Origin of the sequence: Nonomuraea sp. NPDC049480 (assembly GCF_044465905.1) — a bacterium.
Lineage (GTDB): Bacteria > Actinomycetota > Actinomycetes > Streptosporangiales > Streptosporangiaceae > Nonomuraea.
On the sequence record NZ_JBITMD010000001.1, the window covers coordinates 422,474 to 438,416 of the forward strand.

17 protein-coding genes are annotated in these 15,943 nt (G+C 69.5%); 9 read left to right on the forward strand and 8 right to left on the reverse strand.

Going from position 1 to position 15,943, the window contains the following annotated elements; translation table 11 throughout:
* Positions 1-4: 4 nt before the first annotated feature.
* Together ACIBX3_RS02000 and ACIBX3_RS02005 are read left to right on the forward strand one after the other, a co-directional pair.
* Entirely contained in the window at positions 5-523 is a 519-nt protein-coding gene (locus ACIBX3_RS02000) for a SigE family RNA polymerase sigma factor (RefSeq protein ID WP_397112098.1), read from the forward strand.
* Complete coding sequence (locus ACIBX3_RS02005) at positions 520-1,734, forward strand: hypothetical protein (RefSeq protein WP_397112100.1); 1,215 nt, start codon at positions 520-522, stop codon at positions 1,732-1,734. Before ACIBX3_RS02000 ends, ACIBX3_RS02005 begins: the two co-directional genes overlap by 4 nt.
* 9 nt (positions 1,735-1,743) lie before the next feature.
* On the opposite strand, the gene ACIBX3_RS02010 is transcribed toward ACIBX3_RS02005, so the two are convergent.
* The 5 genes from ACIBX3_RS02010 to ACIBX3_RS02030 form a co-directional block, all read right to left on the reverse strand.
* Positions 1,744-2,790 (reverse strand): DUF6745 domain-containing protein, encoded by a 1,047-nt coding sequence (locus ACIBX3_RS02010; protein ID WP_397112102.1) that lies wholly within the window; start codon positions 2,788-2,790, stop codon positions 1,744-1,746.
* Positions 2,790-3,086: a hypothetical protein gene (locus ACIBX3_RS02015; RefSeq protein ID WP_397112104.1), complete on the reverse strand. Its 297-nt coding sequence runs from the start codon at positions 3,084-3,086 to the stop codon at positions 2,790-2,792. The genes ACIBX3_RS02010 and ACIBX3_RS02015 overlap by 1 nt, the downstream gene beginning before the upstream one ends.
* 82 nt (positions 3,087-3,168) lie before the next feature.
* Entirely contained in the window at positions 3,169-3,513 is a 345-nt protein-coding gene (locus ACIBX3_RS02020; RefSeq protein WP_397112106.1) for a hypothetical protein, read from the reverse strand.
* Complete coding sequence (locus ACIBX3_RS02025) at positions 3,513-3,974, reverse strand: hypothetical protein (protein WP_397112108.1); 462 nt, start codon at positions 3,972-3,974, stop codon at positions 3,513-3,515. The genes ACIBX3_RS02020 and ACIBX3_RS02025 overlap by 1 nt, the downstream gene beginning before the upstream one ends.
* Before the next feature lie 34 nt (positions 3,975-4,008).
* The gene (locus ACIBX3_RS02030; protein WP_397112110.1) at positions 4,009-4,650 is read right to left on the reverse strand and encodes a CGNR zinc finger domain-containing protein; all 642 of its coding nucleotides are present in this window, start codon (positions 4,648-4,650) and stop codon (positions 4,009-4,011) included.
* Positions 4,651-4,678: 28 nt separating this feature from the next.
* Here ACIBX3_RS02030 and ACIBX3_RS02035 point away from each other — a divergent pair, with 28 nt between their 5' ends.
* Entirely contained in the window at positions 4,679-5,560 is an 882-nt protein-coding gene (locus ACIBX3_RS02035) for an arginase family protein (RefSeq protein ID WP_397112112.1), read from the forward strand.
* Between the two features lie 91 nt (positions 5,561-5,651).
* Here the strand turns inward: ACIBX3_RS02035 and ACIBX3_RS02040 are convergent, their stop codons facing one another.
* The gene (locus ACIBX3_RS02040) at positions 5,652-7,205 is read right to left on the reverse strand and encodes a DUF4434 domain-containing protein (RefSeq protein WP_397112114.1); all 1,554 of its coding nucleotides are present in this window, start codon (positions 7,203-7,205) and stop codon (positions 5,652-5,654) included.
* 255 nt (positions 7,206-7,460) lie between these two features.
* Between ACIBX3_RS02040 and ACIBX3_RS02045 the strand changes: the two genes are divergently transcribed.
* The 6 genes from ACIBX3_RS02045 to ACIBX3_RS02070 all read left to right on the forward strand — a co-directional run bounded on the left by ACIBX3_RS02045 (position 7,461) and on the right by ACIBX3_RS02070 (position 13,519).
* On the forward strand, positions 7,461-8,588 hold the full coding sequence (locus tag ACIBX3_RS02045; RefSeq protein ID WP_397112116.1) for an ABC transporter ATP-binding protein: 1,128 nt from the start codon (positions 7,461-7,463) through the stop codon (positions 8,586-8,588).
* Positions 8,581-9,675 carry an ABC transporter ATP-binding protein gene (locus ACIBX3_RS02050; protein ID WP_397112118.1) on the forward strand — a complete coding sequence of 365 codons (1,095 nt, stop codon included), beginning with the start codon at positions 8,581-8,583 and terminating at the stop codon, positions 9,673-9,675. The genes ACIBX3_RS02045 and ACIBX3_RS02050 overlap by 8 nt, the downstream gene beginning before the upstream one ends.
* A complete protein-coding gene (locus ACIBX3_RS02055; protein ID WP_397112120.1) occupies positions 9,672-10,625 on the forward strand; it encodes a carbohydrate ABC transporter permease in 954 nt (317 codons plus the stop codon). Before ACIBX3_RS02050 ends, ACIBX3_RS02055 begins: the two co-directional genes overlap by 4 nt.
* 74 nt (positions 10,626-10,699) lie before the next feature.
* Positions 10,700-11,452, forward strand: a complete 753-nt coding sequence (locus ACIBX3_RS02060) for a carbohydrate ABC transporter permease (RefSeq protein ID WP_397113361.1) — start codon at positions 10,700-10,702, stop codon at positions 11,450-11,452.
* A gap of 3 nt (positions 11,453-11,455) precedes the next feature.
* On the forward strand, positions 11,456-11,731 hold the full coding sequence (locus ACIBX3_RS02065) for a DUF2160 domain-containing protein (protein WP_397112122.1): 276 nt from the start codon (positions 11,456-11,458) through the stop codon (positions 11,729-11,731).
* Positions 11,732-11,749: 18 nt separating this feature from the next.
* Entirely contained in the window at positions 11,750-13,519 is a 1,770-nt protein-coding gene (locus ACIBX3_RS02070) for an ABC transporter substrate-binding protein (protein WP_397112124.1), read from the forward strand.
* A gap of 54 nt (positions 13,520-13,573) precedes the next feature.
* Here ACIBX3_RS02070 and ACIBX3_RS02075 read toward each other — a convergent pair whose 3' ends face one another.
* Positions 13,574-14,671, reverse strand: a complete 1,098-nt coding sequence (locus ACIBX3_RS02075; protein ID WP_397112126.1) for a dienelactone hydrolase family protein — start codon at positions 14,669-14,671, stop codon at positions 13,574-13,576.
* Positions 14,661-15,941 carry a Gfo/Idh/MocA family protein gene (locus ACIBX3_RS02080; RefSeq protein WP_397112128.1) on the reverse strand — a complete coding sequence of 427 codons (1,281 nt, stop codon included), beginning with the start codon at positions 15,939-15,941 and terminating at the stop codon, positions 14,661-14,663. Before ACIBX3_RS02080 ends, ACIBX3_RS02075 begins: the two co-directional genes overlap by 11 nt.
* Between the last annotated feature and the right edge of the window lie 2 nt (positions 15,942-15,943).

Genomic DNA, 15,943 nt, shown 5'->3' on the forward strand with positions numbered 1-15,943 from the left:
CGTCTTGGACCGCAATGACAGCTTCCGCGAGTTCGTCGCGACGCACCAGCGGTCGCTGATGCGTACCGCGTACCTGCTCACGGGAGACGCCCACCTCGCCGAGGACCTGCTGCAGAGTGTGCTGCTCAAGGTGCTCAGGCGCTGGCCCAAGCACGTCGCCAGCCCGCAGGCGTACGCGCGCAAGGCGCTGGTGAACCAGTACATCTCGTGGCGGCGCCGCCCCGCCAGAGCCGAGCTGCCCAGTGCGGAGCCTCCGGAGCAGTCGTATTCAAGCGAGGATTCCACGGTCGTCAAGCTCGCCGTACGGCAGGCGCTCGCGCAGCTGCCGCCCCGGCAGCGAGCGGTCATCATCCTGCGCTACTACGAGGATCTCACCGAGCACGAGACCGCCAAGCTGCTGAACTGCTCGATCGGCACGGTCAAAAGCCATGCCCACCACGCAATGGCCCGATTACGTGTGCTCGCACCGGAGCTGGCGCCGAAGTTCGCCGAGGTGGAAGCGCTGAAGGAGGCACACCGATGACGTGGCTGCGGAACGTACTGGACGACCTGGCCGACGAGTCCCCCCACGTGGACCTGGCAGAACAGACGATCATGATCCGGGAACGACGGCGGCGTACCACCCTCTCCGTCGCCGCAGCCGCCGCGGTCGTCGTCACCGCGCTCGCCGCGACGGCCGCCGTACGGCTGTTGCCGGGCGAGCCGGACGCGGCCTCCACTCCAGGGCAGGTCGCCGACCTGCCGACGCGCGGGGTCGAGCCGCTGAGCCATGCCTACCAGACCTTCTGCCGCCCGGAGGAGGGAAAGGCGCCGCCGGGTTGCGTGGACGGGGGCTGGCGGGTGGTCACCCGGAGCGGCAGGACCTACCGCGTGGCGCAGGCGCTGCCAAGCCTCAACCGTTACCGGGGTTTCGGCCTGCGGGACAGTCCGCTGGCGATCAGCGGGGACGGCCGCAAGATCGCGTACTACAGCGCCAAGGCGGGCACGTTCGCGGTGCGCGACCTCGCCTCCGGCAAGGAGCAGACGGCGCCGGCCAAGGTTCCCATGCACTGGCTCGGCACCATCTCGCACCTGCTGCTGTCCGACGACGGCCGCTTCCTGGCGTTCACCAAGAAGCCGGAGCTGAAGGATCCGGCCATGCTCATCGACATGCGCGAGCGGATGGTCCGGCCGCTGCCGAACGGCTGGAACCCGATCGGCCTGTCGGCGGACGGCGGGACGATCACCTTGGCACAGTATGCGCCGAAGTCCCGGCTGCAGACGATCACCCGCCTGTGGACGACGTCCACAGCGGGCAACGCTAGGACCGTCGACCTCGCCCAGGAATACCGCACCGGCCCGCTCGCCCCCGACGGGAATACCGTCGTCGCGATCGAGAACCTCAGCACGGCGGCCGAACCCTGCCGGCTGGGCGGCAAGCTCGTGACCCTCGACCCGCAGACCGGCAAGGTGCTCAGGACGGTCACCGTGCGCGGCATCCCCATGGAGACGCACCAGGTCGTGTTGCGCGGCTGGCGCAGCGGGCACGAGATCACCGCCATCTCCACGCCCAGCAGATGCCGGCCGGCTACCGACGAGGGCCCGGAGCCGCCCAAGGAGCAGCTGGACCCGGCCTACGTGCCCATCACGGCGTATGCGATCGACATCAGAACCGGCAGGGCCAGAAAGATCGATACCTACACCGCCCAGGGCTTCTTCGAGCTGGTGATCCCCGGGTTTCCCGGCACTGTCTGACCGGGGGGCTCAGGTCTCGCGCTCGGGCTGGTAATCCTCCTCGGCGACACCGAACGTCCAGGCCACGCCCTCTCGCGCCCGCCGCACCCACGGCGGCACCCGCAGAAAGTAGGTGCGGCGGGTGCCGTCGGGCTCGGGCGTGGAGTTGACGACCTCGACCATGGTGACCGGCTCGTCGTCGGGCAGCTCGATGCGCCATAGGACGCCGGTCTCGTCCTTGTGCAGGGGCTTCGCTCCGGACTCGGCCAGGTAGCGGTCGTAGCCGAAGTGCTCCAGCATCACGCGCCGCAGCTCGGCGTTGTCCTCGCGGCGGATGCGCTCGGGCGTGAGGTTCCGCATTGAGGCCCCGAATTCGGCAGGAACCGGCATGCCGTGCCAGGCGTACAGGGCGAAACCGTCGGCGTAGGCCATGGCGGGTCCGTCCGCGCGATGCAAACGTCCCAGGTCGTCGAGGTGCAGCTCAACGGGCCGCGCCGTGACGATCGCGATCCGCTCGTACGGCCACCACCAGCCCGTACTCTCCGAGACCCGCTTGAGCCCGTCGAGTCCGTCGAACGCCGCCAGCCACGGCGCGTCGTGCTGCCCCAGCACCGCGTCCAGCGTCGCCTGCCGGAGCGCCTCGCCGCCGAGGTCGCCGATGCCCCGGCGGATGGCGGTGACGAGCTGGTCGACCTGCGGCCAGAGCCGCCCGCCGGTCCGCTCCCACAGCGCCGCCCACCCGGCGGGCCCGAGCTCGGCGTGAACCTGCGCCCTGGCCCGCTCCCACGGCGTTGTACGCACCGCGTCCCGCACCGACCGCCCCGGCTCGCCGAGCTCCCGTAACGCCGCGAACAGCGCCTCGGGTAACCCGCTCCCGGCCTCCTGCAACGCCTTGCGCCGCGAGCCGTCACCGGTCAGCCAGAACGCCGCGACGGCCCCGGCCGCCGGCGAGGACAGCACGAGCACGTGCTCCGGCTCCGTCAGCCCGGACTCCCGGTACGCCTGCCGGACGACCGCCCCCGCGTCGCCGCCCGGTCCGGTGGCCTTGGCGACCCGCTCCCACGTCAGGGTCTCCATCAGTCGGCAACCACCCGGTAGGAGCCCGGCACGTATTCGCGCTGCCGGATCACCCGATACCAGCCCTTGGGCAGCGAGATCGCGTCATGCTCCTCGTGCACGAGCCTGCCGCCCTCGGGCAGGTGCAAGAAGCCGCCGGAAAGAGTGCCGGGGCCGGGAATGGCGTGGCAGTGCCCGGTGGCCTCGCCGTGCGCCAGCACGAGCCGCCCGCGGGCATCCCGCGGCTCTGGGCGCAGGGTGTGCGGGGCGGACTCGTCCGGAATCGGCATGATCAGGATGTCGCCCTGTCGATACATCGACCAACCTCCATCGTCGGGGGGATGATCGCAAGCTATCGACCGTGACCGACAATTCCGGGGCCGAGAAAAGCGGCTCGGGTCAACCTCGCCTGTCGGTCTGCTTAGGGTGGCCGGTCCCGGCGCGGGTGATCCATAGAGTGCGCTCCTCATCGTCGATCGCGTACCACAACCGGCCGCCGGACGTGGCTTCGTACTGCCACTGCTCCAGAGACGCGCCCCCGACTTTGACAACACCCAGCGAGCCCTTGAGCGGATGTTGTCGGCAGTCCACACGTCGTGGATCGCTGGTGATGGCCACCCACGCCCGGTCAAGGTTTTCCGGAGCCTGGGCGAGCAGGTGGTTCCAGCCTTCGGCGGCACGCCGGTCGGCGAATCGAACGCGCCACGGGTTGGGCCGCGGAACGTCGTCTCCCCTGCCGACCATCAGGAATCGCCCTTCGGACGGACGACCTCCGGTCCATCGCCGGAGAAGGGACCCTGCAGTTCGCGGGCGAGCTGTGGGTCGCTCCAGACCACCGCGGTGGAGCGCCACGATGTCAGCGATCTCGCGAACGGCAGCAACTCTCCCGTGTCCGCCCCGGCGATCAGGTGGGCGAGCAGCTCGCGGACGCACTCGTGACGCTCCGCGTCGGGCAGCCAGGTGAGCCAGGGGAGCTCCTCGGCGAGAACATCCTCAGCGAGGTCGCTGTTACGGCGAGCCACGATGGCCATCGCGCGAGCGGCGATGCGCAGGCTGGCCGCCCCCGCCTCGAAGCGCTCCGCGCGCATCAGGATGAGGTTCTCGTCGCCGCGTCGTTCGAGGATGACATCGGCGGTGTCCAGCGTAGGCAGCACCTCAGAAGGGCCTCTGAGGAACGCGCTGTACGAAAAGCTCTTGGTCGCCATGAGAGAAGGATATCTGAAGTAGTTCAGATATCCGTCACCTGCGGCGGGCCCGGGAGGCGGCGGCGTGGGCGCGGTTGGCGCAGCGGGTGGAGCAGAACTGGCGGCTGCCCGGGCGGCTGCGGTCCACGAAGGCGTCCTGGCACGGCCTGGCCGCGCACAACCGCAGGCGTTCCCAGTCGCCGGACGCGGCGAGGTCCAGCAGGTCGGCGACGGACCGGACGGCGAGGCGTTCCCCCAGCGCGGCCCTTTCCGACGCCGCGAGCCGTAGGCGAGGGACGCCGTCCGAGTCCTCCACGGTCGCCCGGACCGGAAGCTCGGCCGTCCACCGGGCCAGCGCGCGCGTGCGCTCGGCGGGCTCGCAGGCCAGTACGGCGCGAAGCCGCTCCCGCACCCCACGGACCACGTTGAGGTCGCCGGTATCGATTCCGCCGTCTTCGCCTCCAGCGCCCCCCGCGCCGTCGGTACTGTCCGCACTGTCCGCACTGTCCGCACTGTCTGCGCCTTCTGCGCCTTCTGCGCCTTCTGCGCCTTCTGCGCCTGTGGCACCTTCTCCCAGCTCACGGCAGAAGCGGCGCAGCTCCGTCACGTCCGGCAGGCGCTCGGGATCGTCCAGCCATTCGTCCCACGTGTTGGCCAGGTCGATCGCCACGAGCCCCGTCTCCGCGAACTGGCGCATTCGCCCTCCCCTTGCTAACGTCACGAGTATGAACATATTAACCCCTGACAAAGATCTGGTCGTCCTCGACGCGCCGTCCAACCTCGGGCTGCGCCCGCTCTCCCCCGGCACCGTCCCCGGCTGCTACAAGGCGCCCTGGGCGTTACGGGACGCCGGCCTGGTCCAGCGCCTCAATGCGAAGGACGCGGGCGCGGTCGTGCCGCCCCGGTACGTGGCCACGTGGAAGCCGGGCGACGGCGTGCGCAACGGCCCGGCGATCGCCGCCTACGCGCGCAAGCTGGCCGGACGGGTGGAAAGGATCAGAGCGGACGGCGGCTTCCCGGTGCTGCTCGGCGGTGACTGCTCGATCCTGCTCGGTCCCGCCCTCGCCCTGCGCGGGAGCGGACGGTACGGGCTGGCGTATCTGGACGCGCACAGCGACTTCCGGCACCTCGGCAACTCCCCGTACGTCGGCGCGGCGGCCGGGGAGGATCTGGCCTTGGCGACCGGACGCGGTGACGACTACCTGACCGACATCGACGGTCTGCGGCCGTACGTCAAGGACGAGGATGTGATCGTGCTCGGCGTCCGGGATGAGGAGGATTTGCAGGATTTTTCGGATAGTGGGCTGACGTTCATCCCTGGCACCGACATCGACGTCGACCGGGCCAAGGACGTCCTGGTCCGGGACGAGCTGGACGGGTTCTGGATCCATGTGGACGCCGATGTCCTCGACCCGGCCGTGCTGTCCGCCGTCGACTCCCCCACCCCCGGCGGACTCGACGCCGCCCAGCTCACCGAGCTGCTCCGGGGCCTCCTCGCCCTGCCGGGAGCGGCGGGTCTCGACGTGACGATCCTGGATCCGGATCTGGACGAGGACGGCAGCCAGGCGGCCCTGCTCGCCGACATCCTCGTGTCGGCCCTGTCCTGATCGCTACGGCGCGGTGGGGCACAGACGGCCGGGATCAGCCCAAGGCACCTTAGCGAGACAAATCCCGATTTGTCCGGCGCCTCCGGGATGCCTAAGGCATCACGTACGGACTCGTGCTGGTCTGCCCGGCCTCGTTCGTGGCGGTGATCGAGGTCCATGGCGCCGTCGGCACGTACGGCACCCACGCCGAGTCGAGGCGCCCCCGCCCGTACCACTCCTGATCGACGGCCACCCCCTGCGGGTCGAAGCGGAGCGTGCCGCCGCGCAGGTGGTAGCCCTCCACGAGGACTCCGGGACGCCCGTTCATCTCCTTCCGCGTCGCGCTGACGATGATCGGCTGCTGCCACCCGTTCGCGATGTCGTCGGCCAGCGAGGGGGTGTCGTAGCGATCCTGGCAGGTGAAGAAGGGCTCCCACCCGTACGAAATGATCTTCGTGGCCTGGGTTCCCACCGCCATCACCTGCCGGTCCAGCCGGCTCTTGGACGTACGCCCGCGCAGCGGCAGCGGCTCGACCCGCCCGCACTCCCCCTCCACCGGAGAGGGCTCGAACCCCTCCACGTTCACCCACAGCTCCACCCCGGACGGCACCCGCCGCGCCGCCGTCTCGATGTAGTCGCGCGTGGACCCGTAGTACGCCTGCCCGTAGGTCACCTCCCCCACGACCGGCACCAGCCGCGCCTCCACCTTGGCGTCCCGCTCGTTGATCCCGTACACCGGGACCTTCCCCGTCCCCCGCCCGTCCTGCACGGCGACGGCCATCGGCAGGCCCGCCCGGGTCGCGGCGATGTCCGCGAGCCCTTCAGGAGCCTGCGAGGGCGGGAACCCACGCCCGCGACGCGCGTCGATGTAGGGGCTGACCAGGATCTTCTTGCCTGGCAGCGCGGAGGCTACGACCGCGTGCTGGGCCTCGTACAGCTCGATGATCGGGTCCTTGGACCCGCGATCCCGCATGGCCAGCTCGAACGACTGGTAGACCCCGGCGAACGACGCGCCGAACCGCGTCCGGTAGTCGGCGAGCACCCGCGCGGTGAAGGCGTTCAGTGCGCCGGTGTGCGCGAGGTCCGGCTCCCACGGCTTGCCGGCGAGCTGCGGCGCGGCGGGCAGTCCGGGATACACCGCCATCCCGTACACCGCCGCCTCCCTCATGAGGTTGCCCACCCCGTCGCCGTCCGTGGAGACGATCACCAGATCGTGCACGGGGTCGTCGCAGGACGCGGCCAGCGACACCCGGTAGAAGATCCGCCCGTCGCTCTCGGCCCGCCGGTCGAGGCCGGGGCAGCGCAGCAGGCCGGCGCCGAACTCCTCGCTCGTCGCGTACGTGTAGACCTGCCGGATCTCCTTCCCCGGCACCTCGGCGCACGGCCGCCCGTCCATGAGACAGCCGGGGTCCTGTCCCACGCTGAACCGCGGCCCGAACGTGACGAGCGTGTCCCCGCCGATCGCGTGGATCGCCTCGACCATCCGCCGCGTCACGCACGGATCGGCCCGCGGGATGACCCAGTAGCCGGAGACCGCGTACGGGGCCACGACGCGGGCGTCCCGGGGCGCGCACTCCTCCTGCCGCTCCCCCGAGTCGGAACCGGATGGCACGACGAGACCCACCACGAAGGCGATCGCCACGACGACCCACAGGATCCGGTGCACTCACGTCCCTTCCACGCCGTCCCTCAGCCTACGCATCCGATCGACCCCGGCGTGACCACACCGATGCCGTGCGGGCGACGCGGGCCGGTCTCGACAGAAATTCTGGGAATGACCCTATGCCACGGAAATCGGCTTCGCCGCTTGCCCTCGCCATGACCAGGAAGGACGCCGTGACGGTGATAGGGATTACCTTTCACGGCGGTATCGATCTCCATTTCCAGACTTGTCTGGCCCCCTTGCACGCGGTTTCAGATCATGTTAGATGGAGGGAAGAAGAGAGGACCGGAGAACGTGACGCTGATTCTCGATGGCGTCTCCGTACGACAGCGCGGGGAGACCTGGCTCGATGACATTCGCTTGGAATTACCGAATGGATTGACCACAGTCGTCGGTCCGATGACCGCGGGAAAGACGACGTTGATGCGCGTCGCGGCCGGTTTGCTGACACCGGATTCCGGCCGGGTGGTGGTGAACGGAAAAGACCTCACCGGCATTTCCGTACGGAAAAGATCGGTCGCGTTCGTCTACCAGCAATTCATTAATTATCCGTCGCTGACGGTCTACGAGAACATCGCCTCCCCGCTCCGCCTGGACCAGAGGTTCCGCCGCGAGGACATCGACCGGCGGGTGCGCGAGGTGGCCGAGCTCATGGGCATCGCCGGCCTGCTCGGCCGCCGGCCGGCGGAGCTGTCGGGCGGCCAGCAGCAGCGCACCGCCATCGCCCGCGCGCTGGCCCGGCCGGTGGACGTGCTGCTCCTCGACGAGCCCCTCGCCAACCTGGACTTCAAGCTCCGCGAACAGCTGCGGGCCGATCTCAAGACGATGTTCGCCGACGCGCAGGGCGTGGTCCTCTACTCCACGGCCGACCCCAACGAGGCGCTGACGTTCGCGGCGCCGACCGTGGTGCTCGGCGAGGGCAGGGTGCAGCACTCGGGCGACGTCGCCGACATGTACGCGCACCCGCCCACGCTGGCCGTCGCCGCGACGCTCAGCGATCCCCCGCTCAACCTGCTGCCCGGCGTCGTCCGCGACGGCCGCATCGAGTGCCTCGGCACGTCGTTCCCGGCGCCCCGCGCGCAGGCCACCGGGCACAACGTCATGCTCGGGATCCGCCCTCACCAGGTGACGATCGGCCGCAACGGGCCCGGCGCGCTCGAGCTGCCCGCCGAGATCAGGCTCGCCGAGGTGACCGGCAGCGCGACCTTCCTGCACCTGCTGCTGAAGGGTGAGCGCCACCTGGTCGCGCACCTGGCGGGCACCCAGCTCTTCACACCCGGGGAGTCCACGGTCGCGTACGTGGAGCCCGCGCACATCTTCGTCTTCGACGAGGCCGGCGGGCGGCTGCTGGCCACCAGCGCCGCGGAGGTCGACCTGCATGGCTGACATTCGCCTGGAGGGCGTGGGACACAGCTACGACGGCGGCGAGACGTGGGCGCTCAAGCCGATGACGTGGACATGGCGCACGGCGCGGGCGTACGCGTTGCTCGGCCCGAGCGGCTGCGGCAAGACGACGCTGCTGAACATCATCTCCGGCCTGATCACGCCTACCGTGGGCCGGATCTTCTTCGACGACCGCGAGGTCACCGGCGTGCCCACGGCGGGCCGCAACATCGCGCAGGTCTTCCAGTTCCCGGTCCTGTACGAGGAGATGTCGGTCTACGACAATCTCGCCTTCCCCCTCCGGAACCGGAAATATCCCAAGAACGAGATCGACCAGCGCGTCCGCCAGGTCTCCCAGTTGCTGGGCCTCGACCACCTCCTGCGCCGCAGGTCCCGGCGGCTGGACCCGGGCCGGCAGCAGATCGTCAGCCTGGGCCGCGGCCTGGTGCGCTCCCAGGTGGCGGCGGTGCTGCTGGACGAGCCGCTCACGGTGGTGGACCCGGCGCTGAAGTGGACGCTGCGCAGCAAGCTCAAGGAGATCCACCGCGACACCGGGCACACACTGATCTACGTCACGCACGACCAGACCGAGGCGCTGACGTTCGCCGACGAGGTGGTGGTGCTCAAGGACGGGGCGATGGTGCAGGCAGGCGAGCCGGCCGAGCTGTTCCTGTCGCCCGCGCACGAGTTCGTGGGGCACTTCATCGGCTCGCCGGGCATGAACGTGCTGCCCGCCGAGATCGTCGGCGGCGTCGTACGTGTCGGGGAGGCGGACGTCGGCTCGGCCGCGGACGACCTGCCTGCGGGGCCGGTGCGGATCGGGGTGCGGCCGGAGTTCGTGGAGATCGGCGGCGCGCGGACCTCGCCCGGCGTGGCCGCCCGGGTGACCGGGATCGACCGCATGGGCGCGTACGACCTGGTCCACACCATGGTCGGCGACCACCCGATGATCGCCAGGACCGCGGCGGGCGCCGCCTACCAACCGGGCGCGGTCGAGTTCCTGCACTTCCCCGCGGACCGGACGTTCCTGTTCCGCCACGAGGTCAGGTGCGGCTCGCTCGCGCCGCTGAACGGAAGGGGCACGGGGTGACCACCGACCAGACCACCGTCGCGGGCAGCCAGGTGAGCGGCGAGGTCGTCACGGCCGCGCCCGCCGAGCCCCAGGAGACGCGCACCGAACTCAAGCGCAAGGACAACCGGGCCTGGTGGCTGGTCCTGCCGGTGGTCGTGTCGGTGGCGTTCACGGCGATCATCCCGCTGATGACCGTGGTCAACTTCTCGGTGCAGGACGTCTTCAGCCCCAGCGACCGGGTGTTCGTCGGCCTGGACTGGTTCTACGAGGCCGTGCGGCGGCCCGAGAACCGCGAGGCGTTCGTCAGGACGCTGCTGTTCTCGGCGCAGGTGCTGCTCGTGGAGATCCCGCTCGGGGTGGCGATCGCGGTGGCGATGCCGCGGCGCGGGTTCTGGGTGTCGGTGGCGCTGGTGCTGGTCGCGCTGCCGCTGCTCATCCCGTGGAACGTGGTGGGCACGATCTGGCAGATCTTCGCCCGCGGCGACATCGGGCTCGGCGGCTGGACGATCAACAACGTGCTGGGCATCGGCTTCAACTACACGCTCGACTCCACCGACGCCTGGATCACGATCCTCGTCATGGACGTGTGGCACTGGACGCCGCTGGTGGCGCTGCTGGCGTACGCGGGGCTGCGGTCGATACCCGAGCCGTACTTCCAGGCCGCGCAGATCGACGGCGCCTCGGGGTGGGCCACGTTCCGGCACATCCAGTTGCCCAGGCTGCGCGGGGTGCTGACGATCGCGGTCCTGCTCAGGTTCATGGACAGCTTCATGATCTACACCGAGCCGTTCGTGGTGACCGGGGGCGGGCCGGGCAACGCGACCTCGTTCCTGAGCATCCTGCTGTCGAAGATGGCCGTCGGGCAGTTCGACGTGGGGCCGGCGGGCGCGTTCTCGCTGATCTACTTCTTGATCGTGCAGGTCCTCTGCTACGTCTTCTTCACCGTGCTGACCAGGTCGGGGAGGTGAGCGCGATGGCCAGGACCACCGGACGGCGGCTCCCGTGGGCGCGCACGGTCTTCTGGCTGTACGTGGCCACGCTCATGCTGCCGCTGCTGTGGATGTTCGGCATGTCGATCCGGCCGAACGAGGACATCCTCGGCAGCTTCTCGCTTCTCCCGCAGCGCGTGACCTTCGACAACTACGTGACGTTCTTCACCGACGTGTCGTGGTATTCGAGCTACCTCAACTCCATCGTCTACACGTCGCTGAACGCGGTGATGTCGCTGATCGTGGCGCTGCCCGCGGCGTACGCGTTCTCGAGGTTCCGGTTCGCCGGCGACAAGCACCTGTTCTTCTGGCTGCTGACCAACCGCATGGCGCCGCCGGCGGTCTTCCTGCTGCCGTTCTTCCAGATCTATCAGAGCGTGGGGTTGTTCGACACCCATCTCGGCGTCGCCATCGCGCACATGCTCTTCAACGTCCCGCTCGCGGTATGGATTCTCGAGGGATTCATGTCGGGAATTCCCCGGGAAATCGACGAGACCGCGGCGATCGACGGCTATTCGCTGCCCCGGTTCTTCGTCCGCATATTCCTGCCGATGATCCGCTCCGCGATCGGCGTGACGCTGTTCTTCTGCTTCATGTTCAGCTGGGTCGAATTGCTGATAGCGCGGACGATCACGTCGGTGAACGCGAAACCGATCGCCGCGACGATGACGAGAACGGTGAGCGCGGCCGGCGTGGACTGGGCACTGCTGGCCACGGCCGGCGTCCTGACGATCGTCCCGGGCGCCATCGTCATTTGGTTCGTACGGAACTACATCGCCAAAGGATTCGCACTCGGGAGGGTTTAGCGAATGCTCGAATGGATGGTCTGGACCCTCCCCACGGCCCTGGTGTTCGTCGGACTCGCGCTGCTGCTCGTCGTCATGGCGATCTGGGCCCGCGTCTCCCCTCCCGTGGCCAGGCGAGGTTTCCTGCGCATCGAGACCGACCGGGGCGACCGGCTGTACATCGGCCTGATCAGCGCCGCGGTGGTGCTGGCCGGCTGGATGGCCGTCACCGACCTGTCCATGTGGCTCGCGCTCGGGTGCGCGGTGCTGGTGGTGGTCGTGATCGGGATATGGGGTTGACAGAAGGGAAGCCATGCGATGACGCATCGGGCAGGCAGGTCCGCGGCCGTTGGTCTGGCCGCGTTCATACTGGTGGTCGCCGGTTGCGCCCAGGGCGCGGAGCGGCCGTCGAGCGACTTCAGGGAGGCCGACGGGAAGGCTGCGGCGCAGCGCTGGGTGTCGCAGGAGTTCACGCCGAGCACGCTGACCAAGGACCAGCAGATCGCCGAGATGGACTGGTTCATCAAGGCCGCGGCGCCGTACCGGGGCATGCAGATCAATGTGGTGTCCGAGACGATCACCACGCACGAGTACGAGTCGCAACAACTCGCCAAGGCGTTCACCGAGATCACCGGGATCAAGATCAAGCACGACCTGATCCAGGAAGGTGACGTCGTCGAGAAGCTCCAGACCCAGATCCAGGGCGATCAGAACATCTACGACGCCTACGTCAACGACTCCGACCTCATCGGCACCCACTCGCGCGGCGACTACGTGGTCCCGCTGTCGGACTACATGGCCGGGGAGGGCAAGGGCGTCACCTCCCCCACGCTGGACCTGAACGACTTCATCGGCATCAGCTTCACCACCGGCCCGGACAAGAAGGTCTACCAGCTGCCCGACCAGCAGTTCGCGAACCTCTACTGGTTCCGCTACGACTGGTTCACCGACCCGGACATCAAGAAGCAGTTCAAGGCCGCCTACGGGTACGACCTCGGCGTCCCGGTCAACTGGGCGGCCTACGAGGACATCGCCGACTTCTTCACCAACAAGGTCAACGGCAACGGGACCATCGAGGGCAAGAAGACCTACGGTCACATGGACTACGGCAGGAAGGACCCGTCGCTGGGCTGGCGCTTCACCGACGCCTGGCTGTCCATGGCCGGCAACGGCGACCCCGGCATCCCCAACGGCCTGCCGGTGGACGAATGGGGCATCAGGGTGGAGAACTGCCGCCCGGTCGGCTCGTCGGTCACCCGCGGCGGCGACGTCAACGGCCCGGCGTCGGTCTACGCGCTCACCAAGTACGTGGACTGGCTGAAGAAGTACGCCCCCAAGGAAGCCGCCGGGATGAACTTCAGCGAGGCCGGGCCGGTGCCCGCGCAGGGCAACATCGCCCAGCAGATCTTCTGGTACACGTCGTTCACGGCCGACATGACCAAGGAAGGGCTGCCGGTCGTCAACGGCGACGGCACGCCCAAGTGGCGGATCGCGCCGAGCCCGCACGGCTCGTACTGGAAGGAGGGCAACAAGCTCGGCTACCAGGACGCCGGCTCGTGGACGCTGCTGAAGAACACACCCAAGGACCGCAGGGCCGCGGCCTGGCTGTACGCGCAGTTCGTCACGTCGAAGACGGTGTCGCTGAAGAAGTCGATCGTCGGGCTGACGTTCATCAGGGACTCCGACATCAAGAGCGAATACTTCGCCGAGAACTCCAAGAAGTACGGCGGCCTGATCGAGTTCTACGGTTCCCCTGCCCGCAAGCAGTGGACGCCGACCGGGACGAACGTGCCGGACTACCCGAAGCTCGCCCAGCTCTGGTGGCAGAACGTGGCCACCGCCGTGACCGGCGAGACCACGCCGCAGCAGTCGATGGACAACCTGGCCAAGCAGCAGGACGACATCCTGTCCCGGCTGGAGCGGCGCGGCTACGGCGGGAACTGCGCGCCGAAGCTGAACCCGGAGCGGCCCGCCCAGTACTGGTACGACCAGCCCGGCGCGCCCGCGCCGAAGCTGGCCGACGAGCGCGGCAAGCCGGCCACGCTGGACTACGACAAGCTCATCGCCCAGTGGAAAGCGGGTGACTGAAGGCCGGGGAACAGGGTGGGCGCCGCCGCCCGGGGCAGGCCGGGCGGCGGCGGGTCATTGGAGGTGGCGGGCCAGCCAGTCGAAGGCCCGCTCCTGCATGGGCACGTCGAAGCTGTGCGGCACGTCGGCGAACACCGCCTCGTACGCGCCGTCCCGGTAACGCTCGCTGATCATGGCGTGGGCGCGGCGCATGCCTGATGCGGGGAACAGCTCGTCGCGCATGGCGTACTGGACCATCAGCGGCTGGGGCGCGCGGGCCGCCACCAGGTCGGGCCAGTCGCCGAGGCGCGGCAGACCCGGCGGGTACAACATCCAGGTGTGCTTGGCGACGTGCGCGTCGATCATGTCCAGGTACGAGGAGACCATCGCGGCCACGACGACCGCCCGGATCTCCTCGTCGAAGGCGCCGAGCAGCGCGGCCCGCAGTCCGCCGCCCGACAGCCCGGCGCACCCGACCGGCCCGACGTCGGGCCGGGAGCGCAGATAGGCCGCCGCGGCCAGGTCCTCGCCGGCCACCACGCCCGCGAACGACGTGCCGAGCACCGCGCAGTGTTTGGCGACCACGTGCTCGTGCTGCGCCGCGGCGCGGTCGTAGCGATCGGCCTCGCTCGGCGCACGGTGGCTGGGGGTGGAAGGCGGTGGGGTCGTTCCGGTGTCCAGAGGGAAGCGGCGGCTGCCCCACGCGAGAACGTCGTGCGCCAGCACGGCGAAGCCGCGGCGGGCCAGCTCGTTGGCGAAGGCACGACCGCCGTAGATGGCCTCGCGCAGCCGCCGGACCTCCGGCGAGGGACCTTCGGGGCCGTCGGCGATCTTCTCCTTGCCTGCCCACTTCATCCCGGCGTGGCAGTGCAGCGCCACCACTCCGGGCAGCGGTCCGGCCGCGTCCCTGGGCCGCAGCAGGAAGGCACGGGTCCGGGGGCCGAAGCCGACCGACCAGGACAGCTCCTCGCCGGCCAGCTCCCCGTCGGCCCAGGTCCGCTCCACGCGCACGTCCTCGGCGCGCAGGTCGAGCACCCCGAGCGCGTCCCGCGCCGCCACCCGCAGCCCGGGACCCGCCTGCGGGTACGTCCCGAGCTGCGCTTGAGCGATCCCGGCCAGCTCGGCGAACACGGATCCGGCCGGGTCAGCGGCCCCGGCCGGGTCAGCCGACACGGGTCCCGTCGTCCGTCAGGTGGACGGGTGCGCCGCTCGCCGCCGACAGGTTGGCTGCGACGCCCGTCAGCACGCTGCGGATCCCGTCCCGGTAACCCGCCTGCCGTGCCAGCGGGTCGTTGTCGGGACCGCGGAAGACGTCGTTGAGCAGCAGCTTGTCGCCGCCCCCGTGCCCGCCGGCCCCGGTCTCGATGGGCACCTCCTCCGGCCTGCTCCAGTGCCGGTGCAGCGTGAGCCGCTCCCAGGAGCCGGCCGCATGTTCCTTGGCGGTCGCGCTCGGGTCGATCGCGGCGTGCGGCGACGTCCACTCACGCTCGACCACGTCAAGCTCCAGCCGCCCGGCCGTGCCGTTGAAGGCCACCCGGTAGCCCTCCCAGGGGGCGTGGGCGTGCAGGGAGTAGGTGAGGATCGTCCGGTTGGCGTAGCGGACGAGCACCGACATGTTGTCGTCGATGGTGATGCCCTCGCCGAACACGTCCTGGTCCCGGATGTAGCCGTCCTCGTGCTCGGCGTCCAGGTAGAGCCGCTTGAGCCGGGGGTCGGTGGAGATGTCCAGGATGAACGGATCGGTGCCGAGCCCGGGAGCGCCCTGCCCTCGCTCGGGGCGCTCCTCAAGGCCGCGCTTCCTGGCGTTGCCGGCGCCGTAGAAGCGCAGGTCGGTCTGGGCGAAGACGAGCTCGGGAGCGGTCCCGAGCCACCAGTTGACCAGGTCGAAGTGGTGGGTGGACTTGTGAACGAGCAGCCCGCCGGAGTTGGCCCGGTCGCGGTGCCAGCGGCGGAAGTAGTCGGCGCCGTGGATGGTGTCGAGCGTCCACTCGAAGTGCACGGAGGTCACTTCGCCGATGGCGCCCTCCATCAGCAGCCGGCGCACGGCCGAGTTGCGCGGCGAGTACCGGTAGTTGAACGTCACGATCAGCTTGCCGGTGCTGCGCTCGGCCGCCGCGGCGATGGCCGCGCAGCCCTCGGCGTCGACCGTGAGGGGCTTCTCCACGATGACGTCACGTCCCGCGTCGAGCGCCGCGCACACATAGCGGGCGTGCGTGGCGTCGACGGTCGTGACGATGACCGCGTCGGCGAGCTCGAGCACCTTGTCGAACTCCGCGGGCGCGAAGCACGGCACCTCTTGACCGATCCGCTCGACGTAATAGTCCATGCGGGTCCGGTTGGTGTCGCACAGGGCGACGATGGTGCCGGCGTCGCGCCACTCCCCGAGCAGCGCGTCGACGTACATCTGCGCGCGGTGCCCAAGCCCGACGAACGCGTACCTCATGA

Bases quoted from the DNA above. Each gene is read 5' to 3' on its own strand.
- ACIBX3_RS02025 (WP_397112108.1), bottom strand. From the start codon at position 3,974: ATGGCGACCAAGAGCTTTTCGTACAGCGCGTTCCTCAGAGGCCCTTCT.
- ACIBX3_RS02050 (WP_397112118.1), top strand. From the start codon at position 8,581: ATGGCTGACATTCGCCTGGAGGGCGTGGGACACAGCTACGACGGCGGC.
- ACIBX3_RS02045 (WP_397112116.1), top strand. From the start codon at position 7,461: ATGTTAGATGGAGGGAAGAAGAGAGGACCGGAGAACGTGACGCTGATT.
- ACIBX3_RS02005 (WP_397112100.1), top strand. From the start codon at position 520: ATGACGTGGCTGCGGAACGTACTGGACGACCTGGCCGACGAGTCCCCC.
- ACIBX3_RS02070 (WP_397112124.1), top strand. From the start codon at position 11,750: ATGACGCATCGGGCAGGCAGGTCCGCGGCCGTTGGTCTGGCCGCGTTC.
- ACIBX3_RS02035 (WP_397112112.1), top strand. From the start codon at position 4,679: ATGAACATATTAACCCCTGACAAAGATCTGGTCGTCCTCGACGCGCCG.
- ACIBX3_RS02010 (WP_397112102.1), bottom strand. From the start codon at position 2,790: ATGGAGACCCTGACGTGGGAGCGGGTCGCCAAGGCCACCGGACCGGGC.
- ACIBX3_RS02030 (WP_397112110.1), bottom strand. From the start codon at position 4,650: ATGCGCCAGTTCGCGGAGACGGGGCTCGTGGCGATCGACCTGGCCAAC.
- ACIBX3_RS02020 (WP_397112106.1), bottom strand. From the start codon at position 3,513: ATGGTCGGCAGGGGAGACGACGTTCCGCGGCCCAACCCGTGGCGCGTT.
- ACIBX3_RS02015 (WP_397112104.1), bottom strand. From the start codon at position 3,086: ATGTATCGACAGGGCGACATCCTGATCATGCCGATTCCGGACGAGTCC.
- ACIBX3_RS02080 (WP_397112128.1), bottom strand. From the start codon at position 15,941: ATGAGGTACGCGTTCGTCGGGCTTGGGCACCGCGCGCAGATGTACGTC.
- ACIBX3_RS02065 (WP_397112122.1), top strand. From the start codon at position 11,456: ATGCTCGAATGGATGGTCTGGACCCTCCCCACGGCCCTGGTGTTCGTC.
- ACIBX3_RS02060 (WP_397113361.1), top strand. From the start codon at position 10,700: ATGCTGCCGCTGCTGTGGATGTTCGGCATGTCGATCCGGCCGAACGAG.